The organism is Mucilaginibacter sp. P2_A4 (assembly GCF_056405015.1).
This window is the reverse complement of the sequence record NZ_JBFUCX010000010.1, coordinates 200,337-224,302: the sequence shown is the minus strand read 5'-3', so window position 1 is coordinate 224,302 and position 23,966 is coordinate 200,337. Positions and strand designations below refer to the sequence as shown.

Below are 23,966 nucleotides of genomic sequence, written 5' to 3'. Positions count from 1 at the left end.
TTATATTGAAGGGATGGTTACTTTAAAAGTTGTTCCTTCGTGCATCACAGAGTTAACTTCTATCTGACCGTTTAATTTCAACAATGCACTTTTTACATTATATAACCCAAAACCCGACCCAACCTCCTGGGAGTTTGCCCGGTAAAAAAGGTTAAATATCTCGCCGATATGGTTTCCTAAAATACCAATACCGGTATCCTTTATAAGAATTGTTGCTACGTTTTTATGCACATCAACAATTATTTCTACTGATTTATCTTTTTTGCTTTTATCCTGGTACTTAAACGCATTTGATAAAAGGTTGTTCAGGATAAGTTTTACCGGCACCCTATCGTTTCTAAAAACCTCGTCCTGGTTAACCGTTATTTTAAACTCTACATTATTTATTTTTGAAAGCACCATATATATGGCCTTCATTTCATCAATAATTTCGTTAAAATCAATCTCTTTTATTTTTAGCTCGCCCCTTTGTAAGCTATAATAATCATGCATACTTATGATGTAAGTATCCAATTTTTTTAATGACTTCTCCATCAGGAACAGCATCTCTTTCATCTCCTCTACATCATCAATTTCGCGTGCTAAATTAATGGCACCCAAAATTCCGGATATAGGCCCCCTGATATCGTGACTTACGCTATAAGCAAACTTATTAAGTTCATTATATGCCTTTTGCAATTCATCATTTTTAATTAATAACATTGAATTGGCCATATAAAACTTATTGGCTTCTTCAATAGCCGAAATGATATCGGCTTCGAGCCATGGCTTTTTTACATATCTAAATATATTACCCTTATTAATGGCATCAATTATGGATTCAATATCTGTATAGGCGGTTAATAAAATACGTACAGGTAAAGGGTAACTGATTCGGATTTCTTCAAAAAACTCAACCCCGCTCTTACCTGGCATCCGCTGGTCGCAAAAAACAACTTTAATATCCGGGTGGTTACTTAGATAATTTAATGCCTGTGGTATATTTACAGCGGTAAAAATCTGATATTCAAGCCTTAACGATGCTTTAAAACCTACCAGGTTTTCCTGCTCATCGTCAACATATAGCACTTTTATTTTCTCTGACATTTTCTTAGGTATTAGGTGGCAACAATTGTAATGTGATGCAACCTAAAAATAGGTTATATCATACATTACCAATCCTTTATACATATTTATTTAAAATTATGTTGACTTTAAATTAAATATTATTGGTATTTGCAAAATTAATTCGGTTCCATCGCCCGGTTTACTGTTCACGAATATTTTCCCGTTGTGCTTTTTAACGGTATTATATGCAATAGACATTCCCAGGCCTGTCCCTTCTCCTACTTCTTTTGTTGTAAAAAATGGTTCAAACACCTTTTTTTGGGTTTCAGGCTCCATACCAATTCCATTATCCTTTATCGCTATTATTATATTATCCTTATCGTGGGTTGTTGTGATAACTATTATACCACCCTCCGCATCACCAAAACGCTTCTGCACCGCGTAAATGGCATTTGAGATAATATTTAAAAACACCTGGTTCAGCTTACCGGGGTAACATTCTATAGAAGGTAAATCACCATAAGCTTTAGTTACTACTATTTTTTTAAGCAAATTGTTTGCAATAACCATAGTTGATTCTAAACCCTCGTTAATATTCGCGCTCTTTAATCCATCTTCATCCAGGCGTGAGAAAATTTTCAGTCCTTTAACAATTTCAGCTGTTCTGCTGGCCCCTTCATTAATCCCTCTTATCAAATGGTTAATTTCAACGGTGAGGTAATCAAAATCCAACTCCTCCTTATATTCCCTGATCTGTTTCTCCTTTTCGGCTACTGACAAGTTGGATACCCCAACATTTTCAATAACGGCCAGGGCATCAAATATTAAACCTATATCCCGTTTTAAAGGCTTAATGTTTGAAGTGACAAAGTTTATGGGGTTATTAATTTCATGCGCTATGCCTGCAGTCAGCTGACCCAATGAAGCCATTTTCTCCGACTCCACCAATTGCGATTGCGCCTGTTTTAAATCTTCAAGCGTTTTGTTCAGCTCCTGGTTTGATGCACTTAACGCAACGGTACGCTCGTTTACCTTTGTTTCCAATAGCACGTTTTGCTCCCTAACAATCCGTTCATTTTCTTTTAAGGCTATTACCGTTTCTTCCTGCGATTTTTCTTTCTCTGCTTTGAAAATGTTTATTTTATCGGCGAGTGCCAGCGAAAGCAGGGTAACTTCAAAGGCCGTACCTGCCTGCATGGTATAGTTTGTAAAATTATTATAAGGCAATACACCCAAATTACGCAGTACAAATAAGATGATGCCGGTTAAAAATAATGTCCAGGCTAACAAAAAAAACCTTGCCGGCCTGTATCCATCAATAGAAAGTTTAATGATTACTATATATACACTAACCGTTAAGCACAACGCGCAAATATCAATCAACCGGTAGCTAACATGGGCATAACCCAGCAGCCTCACCACAATAGTTGTAGCATATAATATGATTATTGATTTAAGCACACGGCTCATAACAGGCAGCCTTTTCTTGATGCCTAAAAACGATTCGGCAAACAATAAGAGGGAGATACCCGCCATAGCCGGGAATAAAATAATGCCTATACTGAACAAGTATGGAGAATTGGCAAAAATAAACCGGTAAGTATAACCTGATAGTGAGGTTTGAGTAAGCCCTATTAACAACGTATAGGAAACGTAATATAAATAACTGATATCCCTGGTTGAGATAAATACAAAGCAATTGTAAAGCATCATCACCAATAATGTGCCTATAAGCCCTCCCCAAAGCAAATCATGAACAAGTTTTGATTCGGCTATTTTTTGTGGTGTACCAATTACTATGGGCAAAACCATCTGCTCGCCACTCTCCACCTTAAGATAAAAAGTGGCCGTACTATCTTTGGGAAGTTTGATATCGAAAAGAAAATCCTGGTGCTTATACTTCCTTTTTAAAAAGGGATTAGTATCGCTCAGCGTCTCTTTTTCAAAAACACCATTAACAGGATAATAAAATTGGCATAAATCTAATGTGGGATATTCAAGATTAAGAATAAGATCACTTTCGGGGCTTTCATTTTTAATTGTAAACCGCAGCCAAAAAGCCGAATTACTCAACTGCAGGTTAGGTACCTGGGTATGTGACTGTACAAACCCGGTGGCCGTACGTACAGATTGTATATCAAGCCGTTTAGTAGCATCTTCCAAAACAGCCACGTTTTGACCAATAACTATATTATCACCCTTAAAAAGAATCGCCTTTTGGGCAAACCCTTTTGTTAAACAAAGTATTTGAAGGAATAAAAGGCTTAAATAAATTTTTTTCATATTAACAGGTACGTGACTTACACAATCGCGCTATTGGTTTATGCAGGTTTGTATTTAATACTAAAAAACTAATGTAATACTAATCCAAAACTAATACCTGGTTTAGCGGCAATCTATAGGCCTTTAAAACAGGTTCTTCGGCTACAGCTATTTTTGTAAAAAACACCTCGGCACGGTTATTACCCAATTGAGCAATCTCATCAAACCTTTTTCTTAAGCCTGTAAGTTCCTTAATTGTTTTAGGGCTTAACCCTTCGCCGTTACCGTGTAATATTCTTGAAAATAAATAAAAAGGAGATATAACCGGGTGCACTGCCAGGTTAAGGTTGGTAGCCTCCAGCCAAAAACGTTCCATTGCACGCCCACCTTCAAAAAAGTTCTTTAAATTATATTCGGGCAAAGTGATCATGCACAGTGCGGATGCTGTTTTTACAATCTTTTTGGAAAGCGAATCAAAACCGTAACCACCTTCAAGCTTGTTGATGGTGCTGATCACTTTCTCATTTCTGATGATGCTTAAGGCTGCCAGTTGCGAGTTTGTGAAACCCAGCGTTTTTACATCAATCCCATCTTTTTTGGTCAGGGCTTCTTCGGATGTCCATCGCATTTCGTGATTGATAAAATCATTATGACCGGCAGGATTTAAAAGACGGGCCCTATCGCAGGCGCCAATAATATCTCCCAGTTCTTTTATGACATCTTCATCAGTAAAATACTGAAAAGCAGCCCCGGGGATAGATTCCGTAATAGCCGACAGCTGTTCAAAAACATTTGGAGCAAGTTCTGTTTTTGGCGATGGGTTTCTGTTGGTATGGCGTTTAAAAATAACGGCGTCAAGGTTAATCAATTCCTGATTTACCTTACTATCGGCTTTTTTGAACCGGATTGCAGCTACTAATCTTTCATTCGGTACCGGCAAAAACTCATAAAAAGCTTCTATTCCTTTAGTAAGCGCATGGATGTACAGGTTTTCATAGGCCGCGCCAAAAGAAATAAATGAGGCAGTTTTTTGAAAATCCCCGAAAGAAAAAGAACGGTATTCATCATGATAAAGAAACAGCGTTTCCTGCTGATACAACCATTTCCATGGTTGGTCGTTCCCGGTTGATGGTGCGGCACAGGCAGCCTTAACCAACTCCCGGATCAAATCATTATCAACATTTATGGTGTCTGCTTTAGCCTCAGGCTTATAGTCCTGCACCAATAACCGCAGGTCATTTTCCTTTAGCGGCGAAAACGGATTAGCCGGTACTTGTGAAATAAAGGGTTCAGGTATTTTATCTGCAATAATTTCGTCCAGGTCAACATAATATCTTCCCGAATCATGAAACTGATCAAGCAGGATCCGCCGGCATACATCGGCGCCTACAGCACCACCCAACACAACAGAACTGGCCAGCTGAGGCCATGTATTAATTGTTTGCTCTACCTCTATCATCGATGCTTTTATACGTAACGAAACGTTTTCGATACCCAGCATTTGCAATACAATGGGTATTTTTTCTTCATTAGTTAAGCCTTTTATAGTGGTGGTATCTACATCCTCAACCGTTCCGTGAAGTATTGGCCTTAGTGGTTCCAGGTCAAACCGTTCCACATCCAGCATCCCACGATCGCTGGTATCCATTACCACCGGTATTTGAAGTTCCCTGGCTTTAAAACGCGATATTATTTTCATATCAAGCCCGTCGCATTCATCCACCAACAGATCAAGCTTTCCATCTTTCAGGAAAAAATCGTCCATATTCTCCTCTGTCAAACCCTCAAAAAAGCAGGTCACATTCAAAAAGGGATCTATTTCAGCAATCTCACGGGCTGTAATCACCACTTTAGGAATACCCAGGTTATGCACCCCGGCCCTAATACGGTTTAAATTGCTCAGTTCCAATTCATCAAAATCGGCAAGGCGTAACTCACCAAATCCACGCTCCATGGCTAAAGTTAAGGCAATGGACTGCCCCACAGAAAGACCAATAATTCCAATCCTCTTGGTGCTTAATATATTCCGTTCGGCCTTAGTTATCTTATATTGATTTCTGTTTGTACGCACCTCCGTAAACTCTTCCTTATCGAGCAAGTGCACCAAACGCTGGTTCCATGGATAATAAACCCATACGCCGTATTCCCGGATATCTTTCCCGGCTAAGTGCTGCTCAATAAGTTGCGGATATTCATCCTGCTTAATTTTAATTGATGGATTATAACACTTAATGAGTTCCTGCAACTGACCATAAATTTCATCACAAACGAACGTTATTTTTGAATCTTCAAATAGTTTTTGAAAGGTTGCTTTATCCGCCTCATTATCCAATCTGAGTATGATTGGTTCATGAACGTTTTTTGTTTCTTTAAAACTTGCCAGAAAATCTGATATATTATTATCCATTGGTTAAGATTATGAACCTCTATACGAAGTGAAGTGAAAATAGTTAATCTTTTAGTAAAACTCAGGATCTTTTCTTTCCGCCTTTGCTTTTAAAAAATTTTCTTGGGCTGATGCTATAGTTGCCGATAAATTCCATTGGTCAAGATGCGGGATCTGCAGTTCAAAATGTATGGTTATTTCCTTTTGCTTTAATTCGTCAATCTTTAACGAATTGGGATGAGATCTCATGGCAAGCATAGAAAGTTTATCCTCTTCGCCGGCTTTTTCTAAAGAGGAAACATCTTTTAAAATCATAGCTGTAGCTACAAGGTCAATCTTTGGATAGTAAAAGGTTCCTTGATTACCAATGCTTGCTACCAATTCCATACCGCAATTAACTACCGGCTTTACGGTATAGGGGGCACACAATGCAAAAAGCGATTTTAAACCTATTTGAGATGAAATGGCAATACCGGTGCGTATCAATAGCGGGGTTCCTATCCCATATCCAGAAAGTTCCTGCGAGTTCCACAAACCACATATCTCGCCGGTACCATATTGTGCAAAATCATTAACCAGTGCAAACACCCTTGAGTCCATTGCCCCGGTAGCCTGTTCAATAGGTAATAGCTGCGATCCGCCGGCAACATGAACCCGGGCGCCACCATAAACCTTTTTGCCATCCAGTGATTCCACAATGATTACAAAAGCGGCGGGGTTAGTTGTCCATTCATTTTTGGAGGATGTTACTTTTGTAACCCCAATGCTGGTTAACACATTGGTATGCCCTTCAATAAATAGTTCGCAAGTTTCAGGTTCGTTAATTGCCCTGAACGCTCTAAGTCTTACGTTCGGTACTTCTTTAGTTACACTATGCTCCATTAATAGCTTTTTTCACAATCAATAAATTTAATCTGGTAAGATTATCATTTAATTAGGGGTGGATTGACGGGCGCAAATTTAGATAAATTATCGGTCGGTTTGACGTTTTTAGCTAAAGGCCTTAACTAAAAAGCTAACAAAATGACAGGGATCGGGTTCAATCATCGCAAAAAAAATCGCGAACTAATTAATAGGAAAATATAATAACTCATACATTATCCCTGTCCATAACTGCCCTTTCGGTTAAGTTAAAATGCACCCAATAACAAGAAGGCTTTATACATTCTATATCCCAAAAAAGGCCTTGAAATTTTAAACCAACACAGCGGGCAAACTGTTGACGCCAATACAACCTATTACTGGCGGGTAGTTACTATAGATGCAAAGGGCAATATATCAGATTTGGGCACGTATAACTTTTTCTTAAAATAGCCCCGGAAGCCTTTGGCCCGGGTTGCGGCAGCAAAATTTTCGTTAATTGACTAAAAAAATCCTTTATAGTAATCATAATTAGCCTAAATGGACAACCCCTGGTTTTATTAAAATAACTAAAAGTTAATTTAATAAAGTTATTTTTAAGTTTCTTTAAAAAGCATTTTACTGCTTAAACATGCCTTTACGGCATTTGCAGAGGATATAAAATTAAAACCTCCACACATGCGTTTTATTTGAATTTGTTTTTACTGACTAAAAAAACATACAGGCACTTGCTTTGCAACTGGCAGGTACGATGAACCTCTTTATAAAAAACATGGTTAGCATCCGTTGCAAACGGATTGTTGAATCAGAACTTGCAAAAGTTGGAATTAAATGCACAATGATAGATTTGGGTCGGGTTCAGATAACCGGGAGCATTACACAACTGCAAACTCAAGAAATCGCGATAGCTTTACTTGACTACGGATTGGAGCTTTTAGATAACAAGAAAAGCATCTTAATTGAAAGAATTAAGCAGGTGATAGTTGATATGATCCATCATTCAGAAATCCCCCTGAAAACAAACTTTTCTGATTACCTGAGCAATAAACTAAACCTTGATTACACTTACCTGGCCAATATATTTTCAGATGTGCAGGGTATAACTATAGAACAGTTTATCATCCTTCATAAAATTCAATTTGTAAAGCAATTGATACGGCAGGATGAACTAAACCTTACCGAAATTTCCTGGAAAATGCACTACAGCAGCGTAGCGCACTTATCTACCCAATTCAAAAAAGTTACGGGCTTAACCCCCTCGCAGTTTAAACACTTTACTTTTCAAAACCAAACCGCGCTGGTAAATGTGTGAATTATATAATTTATAAAAAAAGTTATGTAACATACGGGCTACAATCTTGCACCACATTTGTACCATCCTGAAATCTGACCCAATAGGACCCCGGGAATAACAATAAATATTTCAAATACATATTCATGAAAAAAACTTTTACTATGCCTATGGATGGCACCGGTATGCGTCAAAGCAGCGGTTATTCCAAAACATTTAAGGCCATTTGGTCGCTCATATTGCTTATTACGGTTTTAGCCTCCGGTTGTAAAAAAGACGATTATAAAGGAGAGATCAAAGGCGTATGCCCGGTTGTTGTTTCAACCGATCCGGCTGATAAGGCTGCAGACATTGTTTTAAACAAAGCGATATCTGCAACTTTTAATACCAGTATGGCCCCATCAACCATCAATGCAAAAACATTTATTATAAAACAAGGTGCCACAGCTATAGCAGGAACTATAACTACTGCCAATAACGGTACTGTATTTACATTTACACCAACCCAGCCATTATTGCCTTTTGTAACCTATACGGGTACCATTACGGCTGCAGTAACTGATACCTTACGCACTGCCATGGTGAGCGATTATTCATGGACCTTTACAACCATTCCGCAGGTAACATTAACATCAACTCCTACCCTGGGCGGTGTAACTGACGGTGCAGGAACGTTTGCACAGGCATCTGTAGTAACCGTAACAGCAACACCTAACACTGGTTATACATTTACTAACTGGACAGATAATGGAGTTATTGTTTCAACAAGCTCAAGTTATCAGTTTACCATGGCCGGTAACAAAGCATTAGTGGCCAACTTTAAGGTTATACCTGTATCACAATTTGCAGTGGTACTTTTATCAAGCCCTATTGCAGGCGGCTCAACAGATGGTTCCGGAGCTTATAACGCTGGCACCAAAGTAACTGTAACCGCCGATCCTAACGCCGGTTATACTTTTGTTAACTGGACTGATAATGGCAATATAGCATCTACAAGTTCAAGCTACCAGTTTACTTTGGCTGCCAACCGCAAATTAGTAGCCAACTTTAAAGCAATACCTGCATCGCAATTTGCATTAATATTGTCTTCAAGTCCGGCAGCTGGTGGCACAACAACAGGGTCTGGCGCGTACAGTGCAGGTTCATCTGCAAGTGCAACAGCAACTGCAAATCCTGGTTATACATTTACATCATGGAGTGGCGATGCAACGGGCACCAACAACCCGCTAACCATTACCATGAATGGAAATAAGCGTGTTACCGCAAACTTTACGCTTAACGTAGTTATAATACCTCCTATTTTGGGTAATGCCGCAAAATTTGGCGCCTTTGGTGGCAATGCAGGTGTAACCAACCAGGGCTTAAACACCGTAATTAATAACGGAAGCATTGGTACAACCGCTGCATCAACCTTAGTTACAGGGTTTCATGATGGCTTAACTGCCGATATTTATACAGAAACACCGCTTAATAAGGGTAATGTAACCGGTGGAATATTTACAGCCCCTCCGGCTCCCGGCACTGCTACCTCTTTTGCAGTTGCTTCGCAGGGACTGCTTGATGCAACCATTGCCTATAACAGCATTTCTCCGGCTTCTAAGCCAGGTGGTATTGACCCGGGTGCAGGTGAATTAGGTGGATTAACTTTAGCCGCCGGCGTTTATAAAGCGGCAAGCGGTACATTTAAAGTAACCAATGGCGATTTGACCCTTGACGCCAAAGGCGACCCTAACGCAGTATGGATTTTCCAAACAGCTGCCGGCCTTACAGTAGGCACCGCCGGACCAGCCGGAGCAAGGAATGTGGTATTGAAAAATGGCGCTCTTGCTAAAAATGTTTATTGGTATGTAGGAAGCTCGGCCGTAATTAACGGCGCAGGCGGCGGTATCATGACCGGTACTATCATATCATCTGCAGGCATCACCTTCTCTACAGCCGGCAACGCGGTACAAACGGTATTAAATGGCCGGGCAATTTCGTTGGTAGCTTCTGTTACCATGGTAAACACAACTGTTAACGTACCTCAATAAGCACAAATCGTATTACATCCCCTTCGGGGGATTTTACTACCGTGTATCACCTAAAATATTAAAGAAACATCTTATGTTACCAATCAATAAAATATTTCAAAAAGTCATCATCTGTTGTTTGATGATCATCATGGCCGGCACAACGGTTAAAGCGCAAACTACAATACCAACCTGGTGGTTTGGTGTATCTGGCGCAGCAAATTTTAACTTTAATGATGGCACAACCCAAAGGTTAAATAATTCACTAATTGCCCCCACTGCTTTCCATAAAGGCCATGATGTGCGCCCTTATGCATCCATACTTACTGAATATCGCCCGGCGGGTATTTGGGGCGTTTCATTAAATATAGCCTATGATGGCCGCGGCGGTAAGTTTAAAGATGTGGAGGCCCCTTGTAATTGCCCCGCTACCTTAGAAACCAGTACCAGCTACATTGCTATTGAGCCAAGTTTACGTTTAACAGTACCCTCAACCGGCCTGTACTTTTTTGCCGGCCCAAGGGTTGCTTTCAATATAAATAAGGATTTTGAATATACGCAGCTTAAACAACCTAATACCAATGGCGAGCTAAGCGCCATGCGCAAAACGCTTGTTTCGGGTCAGGTTGGCGCTGGTTATGATATTATGGTATCATCAGCAAGCAGCACTACCAAGGTTAGTATATCGCCATTTGTTTCTTTTCACCCATACTTTGGGCAGGAGCCACGTAGTATTGAAAGCTGGTCGGTTACTACAGTGCGCGCAGGTATAGCGCTTAAATTTGGTAAGGCATCGAAGGTTGCCCCTAAAGAGGTAACCACCACACCCGTACCAATGCATGATTTTGTATTTAACGTAACCGCGCCAAAAGCAGTGCCGGCAAAACGCCAGGTAAGCGAAGCCTTGCCATTACGTAATTCTGTATTTTTTGATGAAGGATCAAACCAAATTCCGGGCAGGTATATAACGCTTTCAAAAGATGCGTCGGCAACTTTCAGGGAAGACCAGTTACAAAACGAGCAATCTGATAACATGACAGGTCGCTCTGCAAGGCAGTTGAGTGTTTACCATAATATACTTAACATTTTGGGCGATAGATTAAGATCAAACCCGGGTGCTACTATCTTACTTACCGGTGCCGCTGCTAAAGGCCCGGGCGAAGGTAAAGCACTGGCAGAAGCAGTAAAACAATACCTGGTTACTGAATTTGCAATTGATGCATCAAGGATCGCTATTGCAGGCCGTACCAGGCCACTTATCCCATCTGAACAACCGGGTGGTACAAAAGAGCTTGTATTGCTGCGTGCCGGCGATCGCAGGGTAGATATTTCAAGTAGTTCGCCAGAATTATTAACAGAAGTAGGCGGCGATATGATGAAGCCTGTTCAAATAAACGCAACACAGGCCGATCCTCTTGATAGCCATGTAATTTTTAATATCGATAGTGCCAAGCAACTGCTTAAATCATGGTCGGTTGATATTACTGATGAAAAAGGAACAGCTCAACATTTTGGACCATTTATAAACGACCAGGAAAGTATATCAGGAGCCACTATCTTAGGTAACAATCCCGATGGAGATTATAAAGTTGTAATGACCGGCGAAACCAGGAAAGGCTTGCCCATCAGAAAAGAAAGCACCGTGCACCTGATACGCCAGGACGAAACAGTTAGCAAAGGATTGCGCTATAGTATCCTGTATGATTTTGACAGATCAAACTCTATTGCATCTTATGATAAGTTTTTAACGGATGTTGTATCAGCTTCAATTACCGATGGATCAACAGTGATTATCCACGGCCATACTGATAATATTGGCGATGAGGAGCATAACATGAAATTATCAACAGAGCGTGCACATGATGTTCAGCATACTTTAGAACTTGCTTTAGCTAAAGCAGGTAAAACCAATGTTAAGTTTGAAACAATAGGCTTTGGCGAAGATTTGAGCAAAGCCCCTTTCGAAAATAATTTTGTGGAAGAGCGTTTTTATAACCGCACCGTTATAATAGATATTATCCCCGTTAAGTAGTAAATTTTAATTCAAGTGTAAAGGAAAAGGCGGGAGAGATCTCGCCTTTTTCATTTTACCCCCCTTAGCTTTTTAAATGATGGAGGCCAAAACCAATTTCACATTGCGGATTTATAACAATGCGTGGAAGATTCCGTTAAGTAAGTTATAACATTATAAAGCTTCAGGTTTGACGAAAATCTTTTATTTTTTTTGGAACAATGTTTATAGTTTTTTGTTATCTATAATTGCATGTTACTAAATAGGGTGCATTCTTTAGGAATATCCTAAAGATCTCTTTTTTTATTCTTTTGTACTAATCCGGTTTTTTTAAGCTTAGCAACTCAAAATCAGCTTACGATAATTGTGTAGATCTGCCGTTCGGACGGTTATGATATACCCACTTAAAAATGATAATTGTCAAGCCGTATTATGGACAAAATGAATCTATCAGACCAATTAATCATTGCAAACAGAGAGTTGGTTATTCAAAATCAGGAAAAAGAAAAGCTTGCTGCCCAATTAAGCCATGCTAACAGCCTGCTGCTAATTCAAAATAAAGAAAAGGGAAAGCGTGAAGCGGAGTTAATTGTTGCCAACATCGAGCTTGATTTCCAAAACGAAGAAAAACTTAAACGTGCGGCAGAATTAATTAAAGCAAACCGGGAGCTGGATTTTCAAAACGAAGAGAAAGAAAAACGGGCCGCTGAATTAATTATAGCATATGCCCAACTCAGTCTACAAAACGAGGAAAGGGAAAAACGTGCTGCCGAACTGATATTGGCCAACACCGAGCTGATATTCCAAAACCAGGAGAAAGAAAAACGCGCCGCTGAGTTAATAATAGCAAACACCGAACTCATTTTTCAAAATTTAGAAAAAGAGAAACGGGCTGCCGAGTTGGTAATAGCCAATGCGGAACTCATTTTTCAAAATTTAGAAAAAGAGAAACGGGCTGCCGAGCTGGTAATAGCCAATGGGGAACTCATTTTTCAAAACCAGGAAAAAGAAAAAAGAGCCGCAGAACTGGCAATAGCCAATGCAGAACTCATTTTTCAAAATCAGGAAAAAGAAAAAAGGGCCGCAGAATTAGGCATTGCAAACAAGGAGCTCGTATTTCAAACCCAGGAAAAAGGGAAGCGCGCTGCCGAATTGATATTGGCTAATATTGAGCTTGATTTTCAGGATGAAGAAAAAGAAAAACGGGCTGCCGAATTAATCATAGCACTTAAAGAACTGGGCTTCCAGGATGAAGAAAAAGGGAAACGTGCGGCAGAGTTAATTATAGCCAATAGAGAAGTACAAATTCAGAAACAGGAAAAAGAACAACAGGCCGCGGCCGAAGCAAAGAAAAATGAGTTCTTTAACATGGTAAGTCATGAATTTAAAACACCCTTGACTAATATAAAAGCCATTAATCAACTACTGGAAAAAACCGCCGACAAAACCGACAAAACGTATGCCTTTATTTTAAACGCCAACAATAGCATTAAACGCCTGGAAAGATTAATAGAAGATTTGCTGGATGTTACCCGGATAAACGCCGGAAAAATAGAACTGGACATTTCTAAGTTTAATTTTTCTGACGCGCTCACCAATAGTATTTCCAAGGTACAACAGATGGTTTCCACAAACCATGAAATCCTCCTTGAAAACTCGGTTGATATGCCTTATACCGGCGATCAATTTAAAATAGAACAGGTTTTGATCAATCTCCTTAAAAATGCAATAAAATATTCGCCGGAGGCTAATAAGATAATTGTAACAGCTAAAATTACTGCCGGGAACATCGTAGTTACTGTAAAAGACTTTGGAATAGGAATTGCAAAAGAGGATATGGGGCAATTATTTCAGCGTTTTTACCGGGTAAGTAAAACATCAATGCTTTACCAGGGCGTTGGCCTTGGGCTGTACATCGCATCTGAGATTGTAAAAAAACACCAAGGAAGTTTCGCCGTAGAAAGCGAAACAGGGAAAGGAAGCAGCTTCAGTTTTAGTTTACCCCTAATTTCGTAATCATCAATTGATAAAACACTGTTTGCCCCTGGGGCTTAAAATTATGACAATCAATACAGTAGTAATTACGTACCTTGTTTTCCAAACTTCCTCTTTCTCTAATTTCCGATACATATGCCTTTAGCCTTAGCCTACCAGGAACACTCCATTCAAGTAACCCAGGATCATTTTAAGATAGCGCTTGATCAGGTACAGTTAGGTTTTTGGGAACTTAACCTCAGTGACTATGCATTAAACTGCACTTCAAAATGCAAAACCAATATCGGCATTTCCATAAACGATGTATTGGATTATGATAAACTGCTGGAATGCATATTGCCCGAAGACAGGCCTTTAATGCCCGACGAAATTATAAAAGCCATACAATCAACAGATGGGATTTATAGTTTACAGTACCGAGTTAGGCATACCGACCAAAGTATCCACTGGATTGATGCCAAAGGCACTGTTCTTTTTGAAGGAGCGGTTCCTGTCCGCATTATTGGAACCATGGTTGATATTACCGAAAAGAAGGATTTGGAACTGCTAAGGGACGAATTGTTTAACGTAACCACACACGAACTTAAAACGCCACTTTCGGCAGTTAAGGGTTACTTGCAATTGCTGGATAGGTTTATTGCAAGCGTCGGCAATGAAAAGATAACCCAGGTAGCTAAAAGAGCCTTAGGTTCTGTTGAGCGCATTACAAGGTTATTAAATGAAATGGCCGACCCGGTTAACCTGTATTCCAATCAAATCCGTTTAGCCAGAGATTATTTTGATTTAAACGCGCTTGGTGAGGAAATAGCAGGAAACACCATGCTCATTAATCCTGACTACAGGATACAGGTACTAACTACCAATATTGATAGCCTGGTATTTGCCGATAGATACCGCATTGGGCAAGTTTTAACCAACCTTATTAATAATGCCGTTAAATATTCTCCGGAGTGTAAAGATGTAGAAGTATCCATAGGAACCTACAACAACGAGATTAAAGTGCAGGTTAAAGATTACGGCATTGGTTTACCAACAAGCGAACATCATAAAGTATTTAAAAAATTTTACCGGGCCTCCTCAACGCCAAAAAACATCCCTGGATTTGGCATCGGTTTATTTTTAAGCGCCGAAATCATCATCAGGCACGGCGGACTTATCGGGGTGGAAGAAAATGAAAACCAAACTGAAAATGGAACTTGTTTTTATTTCACTCTTCCAATATATCCGTTCAGGTAACTCTGGCGTTAATACCTTATTTAATTAACAGCACAGCCAACCATTTGCAAAGTGGATGGTTTAATTTTTTTATAGCAAAGCTAAATGCATTCATTAATTTAGCTTTATCAACAACTAACACACCCAATAACGGATGCGAAATATATTTAAAGTCATTTGTATTTTTTTGATTTTAATACAAGCCTCAACCCTAAGCCAGGATTGTTCTGCCCAGGTCAAAAAGAAAAAGGGCCATTTATCAATAAGAGACTCTTTACGACAAAAGGTTTTGCACAGGGATTCCGTGATCCGTTCCTTTAAAAACGCCAATGGCTCAGTAAATATCCTGCTTGGTAAAATTGAGGATTATACCACCGCATATGTAGAAACCAACTCCGATCTGTCTCGCGGTTTTGATACTTTAGATATCAGCGAACGCTTACCTTCTTTAGAAAAGAGGATGGCTTTAATGCGCAATACCATAAACTCCTCCAGCACGCTGGGCAACCTGGTAACTATCCGCAGTATGATTGATCACCTAAAAGACCAATTGGGTGATTGGGAGGATCAGCTCACGATATACAATGACCAACTTGATAAAATGCGCGATCAGATATCTGAATTTAAAACAGATACGGTGCTGCGCACGGCTCCTGCCGATAGTAGTTTACGAGACAAGTTTTTTAGCCAGGTACAGATTTTAGATGCTAAATGGAAAACCCTGGACAAGGCCACGCAAAAATCAGTTATCAGGATAGGACTTTTACAGAACAGGGTATCTTCCCTGTCGGTATTAGTGATTGACCTTGATGACCGGATCGACCTGAAAATACACGAGTTTACCATTAAAACCATGGATAATGAATATGGCTTTATTTGGGAGATGAATGAACACGGCAAAACTGCCAGGTTAGATACCGCGGTTGTTAAAACCTATAAATTAAATTCAAGGCTATACAAGTATTTTTTTACCAGTAAATCAAATTATTGGGCACATTTTGCAAGCGTGTTGCTACTCATTGCCTTTTTTACATGGATATATACCAGCAAAAGAAAAATCGCCCGGCTTAACGAAGGGCATGCAAGCATATTTGAGCAAACGCATTATATCATAAAGCACCCATATCTATCTGCCTTAACGGTTTTCAGCATACTATCGCCATACTTTTATGATCATCCGGCACAAGTGTTTGCAAATACAATGCTTTTGATCATGATGGGCAGCATTGGTCTTTTAATAAAAGACAACTGGCCTAAACCTTTATTCAAATTTTGGCAGATATTGTTTATTGCTGCTTTATTTTTCTGTTTAAGTAGTTTACTGATATTAATAACCTATGTTGACAGGATCGTTTTGCTGTTGATATCCGGATTTATCATTTATTACTCGTTTAAATTTTTAAAAACCTTAAAAAACGCTGCCGATAAATACCCTCCTTACATGGCAGTTATTTTAAAAGTATTTATTGGCTTGCACGGACTTTCTGTTTTATTAAACATATTAGGAAGGTTTAGCCTGGCTAAAATAGTGGGTACTACCGCAACCTTAAACCTTTGTTTAGCAATGGGATTTTATCTGCTTGTGCAGATATTGATGGAAAATTTGTTTTTACAATTAGAAGCCAATAAAAACAAGGATAATAATACCGACATCACTTCATTTATTGATTTTAAGGTATTGCAAAAGAAATCCAAAAGCATCCTGGTTAAAATCACCGCTATATTGTGGCTGGTAGCTTTAACTAAAAACCTGGCGATCGACGATTATTTATATGATCAGGTTAATGATTTTTTAAATCATCCTTATAAATTTAGCAGTACTGCCTTCACCTTCCGTAGTGTGCTGGTATTTATTATTGTGATCTGGATCTCGGGTCTTTTAGCACGAATCATTAGTTATTTTTATGATTTTGCCGGCCAGCAAACTAAACTTACCCCGCAGGCTAAAAAAACAAGATCATCTATATTACTCATCAGGCTAACTGTTTTTGTTGTTGGTTTTTTTGTAGCTATAACTGCAGCAGGCATACCTATGGATAGGGTAACCATTATTATTGGCGCATTAGGAGTAGGTATTGGTTTTGGCTTGCAAAACATAGTAAATAACCTGGTATCGGGTATTATACTGGCCTTTGAAAAACCGGTGCAGGTGGGTGATATTATTGAAGTAAGCGGTAAGTCCGGTACTATTAAAGAAATAGGTATCCGGTCAAGCAAAATAGAGTGTGGGGATGGATCGGAACTTATTGTACCCAATGGCGACCTGATATCACACCACGTGGTAAACTGGACCTTAACTAATAATAACCGCCGTGTAGAGCTTATTATTCGTGTTACTTATGGATCAGATGTGGTGAAGGTTGAAAATATACTTAAAACCATTATCCAGAGCCATGACGATATCATGAGCACTCCCGCGGCGTCGGTTTTTCTATATAATTTTAGTGATACTGCAGTTGAATTCAGAGTATGGTTCTGGGCTGCGGAAATTACAAAATGGCTAAGTTTAAAAAGCAACGTAATGCGTGCCATATACATTGAATTTGCTAAAGAAGGCATAGAAATACCACAGGGCAAAAATGAGTTCCTTTTAAATTTCCCGGGCAATACTCCGCAGGAAGAAAAACCCAGGGAGCCTTTAGTTCCGGGTGATGCGCCTGCTACAGAGAAGTAACGGCTCAAATGAAGTAAGTACCTGGTTATTGCATTTAGGGTTTGGCTCCGTTTGAAATTTAATTTTCATTCGTAGCCTCAACCCCATAGCGTATGGCCGCTTCAAGTATATCAATGTTTATATCTTTTAGCGTTTTAAACTTAATGCAATACCCGGTTACGCTCGCCTTGCCTATTGCTTTTCCATATGTTTGGGGTAAATACGTCTTATCTTTGATACCCATGATATAGACAGAGATCCCTACGGTGTTTGCGCTCAAACCAATTTGAAAAAAATCCCTGGTCTTACCGTCAGCATATTTTATGGTGTATAATCCATAGCCTATATTGGGGTTACTAACAATTTTACCTTCGCTGTTTTTACCGCTGTCGAACCATAATTTACAACCTGGTAAAACTTGAAGTGTGCGATTGTGCAACTCTTGCATTTCATTGCGCTTTGGTTCAGGTTGGCTGGTAATATACTCGTTGATTTGTTCCTGTACGTTCATATGAAATATTAAATTAAGGATTGTTTACTTTGGCTTTTCAAATTTCGCTTTATTTTTAGTCATCCACCAATTCTTCGAAAGTACTTTTTCTTGTTTTCAATGGTTCATCATTCAAACTTAGAGACTACAACATTTAGTAACGATGTACTTATATTAAAGCCTGTTACCCATACCAGTATCATCTTTATCTATATATATCTTCAGAAACCCGCAATTGCACTTACCTTTGCCATTTAAGCTATCATAATATAATGGCAGGAATGTAATTAACCATTGATTTTCAAATAGTTAAAAACATAAAGTAACAAATAAGTAACATCACCAGTAAGATAAAGTACCATAAATCACGCTAAAGTAGCCCTATGTATAACCCGTATTCGCCCAAATCAAGCATAATCATGGTTTCCGCAGGTTCCTGCTCAAAGGATTAACAAAAACCGAAGTCGAAATCGGCTTACTTTCCATCGGACATAACCTCAGAAAATAGGAAGCGTAAGCAAAACTTCGCTTTTTTCGCTAAAATCCTGCTCAAATAGAAAAATCCCCCGACAATCTACCATTACAAACTTTGTTCCTAGTGGGGCTATTAAATGCTTTTTAAACAAAAACCGTCTCATAAACTAGTTATGAGACGGCCTTCTCTTTTATCTCCAGTGACCTGGAACCCAAATTGAGCCGCGACGTGTGTTTCGCCAATGCCCTCTAACATAGAAAGCCCCCGGTCGAGGCGGCGCTGTCCAATAACCACCATGCCAAACATATCTGCCACCACTTAGCTGCCAGTCTTCATCTACCCAAACGTGGCGGGGCGACGGCGCGGGCGGCCGATTAATAACTACGGCAGGTCTTGCAGGACGAACTCTGACGATGATTTGACCAAAACTTTTGTTTCCGCCTAATGTTAGGACGGATAACAATATTAGAAAACTTGCTATTTTTTTCATAAAAATGTATTGAGAATGCGAATCAAGGGTTAAAAGACAAGATAAATAAAAGCGGCAGCAATTTTACCAAAAACATGAATAAGCAAACCCTTTGTTGATCTGACCTTACTGGCTCTCTGTATATCCGTTTTTGTTATCAGCCAGTTAAATAGGGACTCAATAGGCTGCCTAATGGTAGAGACAGCAGTGGAGAACAGATCATTTGCAGCTTTATCTCTTTGTTTGATTACCTCGGGTTGTCCTTTTATCCCCTTAACAGGTGTAAGCATGATAGAATTGGTATTTATAGCTAAATCTTTAAAGAATTCCGCATCATTGTAAATTTTATCCCCAAAGAAAGTGCGGTTGTTTATATTGCTCCAATCTTGCCTGAAAACATTTAAATCATTCTCGGATGCCGGAGTGATTACTACATGTTCGGGAAAAGGCAAGCGTTTTGGGCCGTGAAAGGCCAGGGCATGTAACTTAAGCCCATAGTAAAACATGGATTTAGTAGAGCAATACCCTTTGTCCGTGATTTCAGTGGCTACTTTAGCGCTGCGCTTTCCTGAGCAGGTAATAATAGGCATAGAATCGAGTAAGCTTATAGCAGTGTCACATTCCGGTGGTATAAAAGTCGAAAAGGAATGAGCAGCTACAGCTTTAAACGCCTCACTAAGCCTGTTTAACCTGTTATTAAAAGCTTTGTAAGAAGGCAACGCAGGAAACCAGGAACGCAGGTACTGGTCAGCAAAAGCATAGCCCTGCGATACACTGAAACGTTGCTCCTGCTGAACAGTAAAAAGATATAATGTCATAATTTCCTGATCTGTAAAGTCGGGTTTGTCGTTATTGGTGTATCTTTGAGATAGGTGTTTGAGTTCGTCGCTGTGTAACTTGCATATATACAGGTATATAGCGATTAGTTTGAGTGCCTTAGCCTTGGGAATCATTCTTAAAGTTCGATGTGGTAATCTTCTTTAAGATACTGATTTTCAAGGCTTTAACCAAATATATTCGTCGCTAAATCGCTCACAATCAACGATTTATCTCCTGAAGTTATCAACATATTTCGACTCTTGATTCGCATTGAGATTTAATAAATATATTAACGATAATGACCCGGAACCCAATGCCTGCCACCGTAAGGACCCACATCATAGTGACCGGGAATCCATCCGGGTCCACGCCTGACTACACAGGAACTAAAGCTGAATGCGATTACAAAGAGTAAAAGCAGATATTTCATTATTTTCATTTTGATAGGTGTATGATTAAACAATTAATTAATTGACAGCTGCATTGTGTTTTTTATTGTAAATTGTTCGGCTATCCCGGCTTTCTTGATGGCGGATCATGCTCCTTTCCCTTGGGCCGACTTTTCCGTTTGCTCTTGCAATTCTTTTTTCTGCGTTAATATTTCGTTCATTATTTCTCAGCGTATGTGCCTCATGATGGGTCAATTCACCGCTTCTTACACCTTGATTAATCCTTGCTTTTTGGTTTTTCTCCCGGTGATTGATCAATGGTGTCCTGGTCTGTGCGTTGGATACACTGGTCACTGCCAGCATGGCAACAAATAAACCACCAACAATTGATTTCTTTTTCATAGATATTATTTAGTTGTTATTAATTCATTTTCTAGCGGTGGTTAGTCCGCCTGTTTTCCATTTCTACTGTGTTTTGCCTTTTTTAATTCTTTCCATTTAAGGTATGTTGCTTCTTGATCAGCAGAGAGTATTTTTTCCATCCTGCCGTCAGTCTGGGCAATAATTTGCCGTTTTGTTAGCCGCCGGTTTCTCTTTTCTGCTTGCCTGTTAGCTTTAAGGCTATCTATGCGAACAGCTTGCTCCAACATTATTACTTTTACTTTTCTGGCTTGTTCTTTATTAAGCGACAATTGTTTTTGAAGTAAAAGAGTCTTATGTTCAGCCCTCTGATTGGGTGTTTTTTGCATTTGCTGCGCACACGCTACGTTCATAATTGAAATAAATCCACACAGTATGATTAGCTTTTTCATCTTTAAAATTGATCGATAAATACATCCTTATACAATGCATCGTATCTTATATAAGTGTTAAACTCAATATTCAATTAAAGGTTTAATCTTTTTCAAAATATACCTTGCTATAAAGGGTATGTAATCATTTTAGGGCTATATTTGCCTAAAAAAAAGTATGTATTCTAAAGAGCTGCTAAAGGGTACAATTGAGATTATTATCTTGAAACTACTGTCGGAAAACGTTAAGATGTATGGGTATGAGATCACCCAAACGGTGAAAGAACTTACCGCTAATAAAATTCAGATCAGTGAGGGTGCGATGTATTCGTCTCTCCACAAATTGGAAGCGACTGGGGTTTTGGAAACAGAATCTGTAATGGTAGGCAAAAGGCCGAGGGTATATTACCGGCTGACGAAAAGCGGCGCTGCCGTAGCAACCGAAAAGATCGCTGAACTGGCATCTTTCATCAAATCGCTAAATGATGTAATTGATTTTAACGTAAATATCGCATGAAGCGAGAATTAACGGAATTTGAGTATGACCAGATAATAGGTTATTTGAAACATTCTGGAGTAATTGAAGACAAATTAATCAAAGAGATGGCCGACCACCTGGCAATCCTGACAGAATTATATCTCGGTGAAGGAAGTGATTTTGAAACTTCATTTGAGCGGGCGAAGCAAGACGTCAAGCAAAAAGATCTGCTTGAAATTAGTGAAAACACTGAAGGATTCAAAGGATATCCAAAATTCCTCGGCAAAAAGTTCTTGGTATCATTTGCAGTCATGATATTAACTGTTTTCATCTTCCGCTTGCTTATGAAATATCAGCATATACCCAAACATAGGCTGGTTATTGTAATATCCAGACGGTTGATCAGCTTCGCACTTTTACCTTTGTTATTGCTTTATAATCTGACGATATCTGCTAACAAAGCCAAACAGGTGCTTCAGTTTGTTTTCCAGTTTTCATTATTTCAGACGATTGCGGAATATCTGATTAAACAGAAAATAAGTATTATTTTTCTAAGTTCAAGTGTAGTATTTGGATTAATCTGGCTGTTTGTATTTCTTATCGTTCCCTTGATAAGAGACAAGAGAATTACAAAGGTTAAGAAAGGCATTTAGACTAAGCCAAATGCATTACGGCATATAAAGCCGCAACTGATATGATGATCCAAAGAACAACGCCCTGGAATAATGGTTTAAAACCAACCGACAAGATCACTTTCCTGGATAAGCCTGCACCGATCAGAAACAAGGTAAGGGTTAACCCGGCCTTAGCAATGGAGATCATGTAGGGGCTGATAATTTTAGTAGCTGGGATATAAGTATTGGCTATCATAGCCAGTATAAATAAGCCTATGAAATAGGGGATGCTGATCTTTTTTGATTTGTTTTTGAAAATGAAGGTCGACATAAAAGCAACCGGGATGATCCACAAAGCTCGGGCTAATTTTACAGTGGTAGCCACTTCTAAGGCATGAGCACCGTATTTGCTTGCAGCACCTACCACTGAACTGGTATCGTGGATTGCGATAGCACACCACAAGCCGAATTGAGTTTGAGACAGATTAAAGTGATGCCCTATAATAGGAAATATCACCAATGCTATGGAGTTAAGGATAAATACACATCCTAAGGCTACAGATATTTGTTTTTCATCAGCTTTGATCACTGGTGAAATAGCCGCGATAGCGCTTCCACCACAAATAGCTGTACCTGCTGAAATAAGATAAGAGGTTTTCTTTTCAATATTTAACCACTTGCCCATGAAATAACCAAATACTAAGGTCCCGGTTATTGAAGCGATGGTAAATAAAATTCCTTCTTTACCCGCTTGCATGGCGCTATGTACATTCATCCCAAAACCCAGGCCTACAACAGCTATTTTTAATAATAAGTTAACAGCTTTATGATTTAAGTCAATGTAAGGATGACCTGTAAATTGTGCGATAACGATGCCTATTAATAAAGCTATTGCGGGGCTTGCAAAAGGTGAAAGGCAAAAGATGACACATATAAAAAATAATATCTTTTGAGCATTGGTGCCAATATTAAATAGTAGGCCGGTCGATGGTATTGTTGATTGTTGGGTATTCATATTCGTTGTTTTGATACCCAAAGATCAATCAATTTTACCCGGCGTTTTTATCATAAAATAGTATGCTCAATAACAAAAGGTTATTGATTCTTTTGAAATACACAAAAGATAAACTGCTGTAAGGTTTGAAATGGAGTTGTATGATCCTTAATGAAACAATTTATCTTTTTAAAATACCGGCTAAAAAGCCTGGTAAGTGTAAGCTCCGAATATTGCTGTACCGGCAAATTACTGCACTTTTCGGGGCCTTTTACGGAAAATGTACCGAGCACTAAATAACCGTCATCCTTTAAGTTCTTGTTTACGGTATATAAATATAGCTGCTGATCCTGCGGGTCGGTCAGGAAATGAAAAGTTGCCCTGTCATGCCAGACGTCAAATTTTTCCGTTCCGTTAAATAAGAGCATATCGCTTACTATCCATTTAATTAAAACGGCTTTTGGGCCTAAACGGAATTTAGCACGTTCAATCGCTGCTGATGATATGTCGAGCACTGAAATATTGGTATAGCCCAATGCTAATAAATGATCGGCTAATAAACTGTCACCCCCGCCGATGTCAATGATCGCGGCATCTGTAGACAAGCCTAATTCTTCTATGATCTTAACCGAAGTTTCAGGTATCGGCTCAAACCAGCTGACTTCCAAAAGTTGTTTGGTTTGATAAACATTTTCCCAATGATCTTTTCTTTCCATG

At 39.2% G+C, this 23,966-nt stretch carries 19 protein-coding genes and 1 pseudogene; 9 read left to right on the top strand and 11 right to left on the bottom strand.

What is annotated here, in order from left to right; translation table 11 throughout:
* From AC1DYB_RS19125 to AC1DYB_RS19110, 4 genes are all read right to left on the bottom strand, one after another.
* Window positions 1-1,086 carry a hybrid sensor histidine kinase/response regulator gene (locus tag AC1DYB_RS19125; RefSeq protein ID WP_477437124.1) on the bottom strand — a complete coding sequence of 362 codons (1,086 nt, stop codon included), beginning with the start codon at window positions 1,084-1,086 and terminating at the stop codon, window positions 1-3.
* Between the two features lie 96 nt (window positions 1,087-1,182).
* Window positions 1,183-3,330 carry a sensor histidine kinase gene (locus AC1DYB_RS19120; RefSeq protein ID WP_477437122.1) on the bottom strand — a complete coding sequence of 716 codons (2,148 nt, stop codon included), beginning with the start codon at window positions 3,328-3,330 and terminating at the stop codon, window positions 1,183-1,185.
* Window positions 3,331-3,409: 79 nt separating this feature from the next.
* Window positions 3,410-5,716 carry an Rv1355c family protein gene (locus tag AC1DYB_RS19115; RefSeq protein WP_477437120.1) on the bottom strand — a complete coding sequence of 769 codons (2,307 nt, stop codon included), beginning with the start codon at window positions 5,714-5,716 and terminating at the stop codon, window positions 3,410-3,412.
* Window positions 5,717-5,767: 51 nt separating this feature from the next.
* Window positions 5,768-6,577 carry a hypothetical protein gene (locus AC1DYB_RS19110; protein ID WP_477437118.1) on the bottom strand — a complete coding sequence of 270 codons (810 nt, stop codon included), beginning with the start codon at window positions 6,575-6,577 and terminating at the stop codon, window positions 5,768-5,770.
* Between the two features lie 817 nt (window positions 6,578-7,394).
* Here AC1DYB_RS19110 and AC1DYB_RS19105 point away from each other — a divergent pair.
* The 6 genes from AC1DYB_RS19105 to AC1DYB_RS19080 all read left to right on the top strand — a co-directional run bounded on the left by AC1DYB_RS19105 (window position 7,395) and on the right by AC1DYB_RS19080 (window position 17,751).
* Window positions 7,395-7,868, top strand: coding sequence for a helix-turn-helix domain-containing protein (locus tag AC1DYB_RS19105; protein WP_366086712.1), 474 nt, complete (start codon window positions 7,395-7,397; stop codon window positions 7,866-7,868).
* Window positions 7,869-7,993: 125 nt separating this feature from the next.
* Window positions 7,994-9,877 carry an InlB B-repeat-containing protein gene (locus tag AC1DYB_RS19100; RefSeq protein WP_477437116.1) on the top strand — a complete coding sequence of 628 codons (1,884 nt, stop codon included), beginning with the start codon at window positions 7,994-7,996 and terminating at the stop codon, window positions 9,875-9,877.
* A 73-nt stretch (window positions 9,878-9,950) separates the two neighbouring features.
* Window positions 9,951-11,888 (top strand): outer membrane beta-barrel protein, encoded by a 1,938-nt coding sequence (locus AC1DYB_RS19095; protein ID WP_477437114.1) that lies wholly within the window; start codon window positions 9,951-9,953, stop codon window positions 11,886-11,888.
* 420 nt (window positions 11,889-12,308) lie between these two features.
* Window positions 12,309-13,883 (top strand): sensor histidine kinase, encoded by a 1,575-nt coding sequence (locus AC1DYB_RS19090; RefSeq protein WP_477437112.1) that lies wholly within the window; start codon window positions 12,309-12,311, stop codon window positions 13,881-13,883.
* A gap of 114 nt (window positions 13,884-13,997) precedes the next feature.
* Window positions 13,998-15,098: a PAS domain-containing sensor histidine kinase gene (locus tag AC1DYB_RS19085; protein ID WP_477437110.1), complete on the top strand. Its 1,101-nt coding sequence runs from the start codon at window positions 13,998-14,000 to the stop codon at window positions 15,096-15,098.
* 166 nt (window positions 15,099-15,264) lie between these two features.
* On the top strand, window positions 15,265-17,751 hold the full coding sequence (locus AC1DYB_RS19080; protein WP_477437108.1) for a mechanosensitive ion channel family protein: 2,487 nt from the start codon (window positions 15,265-15,267) through the stop codon (window positions 17,749-17,751).
* Between the two features lie 58 nt (window positions 17,752-17,809).
* Here AC1DYB_RS19080 and AC1DYB_RS19075 read toward each other — a convergent pair whose 3' ends face one another.
* Entirely contained in the window at window positions 17,810-18,241 is a 432-nt protein-coding gene (locus tag AC1DYB_RS19075; protein WP_477437106.1) for a hypothetical protein, read from the bottom strand.
* 373 nt (window positions 18,242-18,614) lie between these two features.
* Here AC1DYB_RS19075 and AC1DYB_RS19070 point away from each other — a divergent pair.
* Window positions 18,615-18,728 (top strand): annotated as a pseudogene (locus AC1DYB_RS19070) (transposase); the annotation flags it as partial.
* Window positions 18,729-18,885: 157 nt separating this feature from the next.
* Here AC1DYB_RS19070 and AC1DYB_RS19065 read toward each other — a convergent pair.
* The 4 genes from AC1DYB_RS19065 to AC1DYB_RS19050 all read right to left on the bottom strand — a co-directional run bounded on the left by AC1DYB_RS19065 (window position 18,886) and on the right by AC1DYB_RS19050 (window position 21,184).
* A complete protein-coding gene (locus AC1DYB_RS19065; protein WP_166091351.1) occupies window positions 18,886-19,185 on the bottom strand; it encodes a YXWGXW repeat-containing protein in 300 nt (99 codons plus the stop codon).
* 29 nt (window positions 19,186-19,214) lie between these two features.
* Window positions 19,215-20,117: a transposase gene (locus tag AC1DYB_RS19060; protein ID WP_477437104.1), complete on the bottom strand. Its 903-nt coding sequence runs from the start codon at window positions 20,115-20,117 to the stop codon at window positions 19,215-19,217.
* Window positions 20,118-20,450: 333 nt separating this feature from the next.
* Window positions 20,451-20,774 (bottom strand): hypothetical protein, encoded by a 324-nt coding sequence (locus AC1DYB_RS19055; protein ID WP_166091349.1) that lies wholly within the window; start codon window positions 20,772-20,774, stop codon window positions 20,451-20,453.
* 41 nt (window positions 20,775-20,815) lie between these two features.
* Complete coding sequence (locus AC1DYB_RS19050) at window positions 20,816-21,184, bottom strand: hypothetical protein (RefSeq protein WP_166091348.1); 369 nt, start codon at window positions 21,182-21,184, stop codon at window positions 20,816-20,818.
* A 157-nt stretch (window positions 21,185-21,341) separates the two neighbouring features.
* Between AC1DYB_RS19050 and AC1DYB_RS19045 the strand changes: the two genes are divergently transcribed.
* Together AC1DYB_RS19045 and AC1DYB_RS19040 are read left to right on the top strand one after the other, a co-directional pair.
* Complete coding sequence (locus tag AC1DYB_RS19045) at window positions 21,342-21,680, top strand: PadR family transcriptional regulator (RefSeq protein ID WP_166091347.1); 339 nt, start codon at window positions 21,342-21,344, stop codon at window positions 21,678-21,680.
* The gene (locus tag AC1DYB_RS19040) at window positions 21,677-22,294 is read left to right on the top strand and encodes a hypothetical protein (protein ID WP_166091346.1); all 618 of its coding nucleotides are present in this window, start codon (window positions 21,677-21,679) and stop codon (window positions 22,292-22,294) included. Before AC1DYB_RS19045 ends, AC1DYB_RS19040 begins: the two co-directional genes overlap by 4 nt.
* A 1-nt stretch (window position 22,295) precedes the next feature.
* Here AC1DYB_RS19040 and AC1DYB_RS19035 read toward each other — a convergent pair whose 3' ends face one another.
* Together AC1DYB_RS19035 and AC1DYB_RS19030 are read right to left on the bottom strand one after the other, a co-directional pair.
* A complete protein-coding gene (locus AC1DYB_RS19035; protein WP_166091345.1) occupies window positions 22,296-23,270 on the bottom strand; it encodes a YeiH family protein in 975 nt (324 codons plus the stop codon).
* 80 nt (window positions 23,271-23,350) lie between these two features.
* The gene (locus AC1DYB_RS19030) at window positions 23,351-23,965 is read right to left on the bottom strand and encodes a class I SAM-dependent methyltransferase (RefSeq protein WP_166091344.1); all 615 of its coding nucleotides are present in this window, start codon (window positions 23,963-23,965) and stop codon (window positions 23,351-23,353) included.
* Between the last annotated feature and the right edge of the window lies 1 nt (window position 23,966).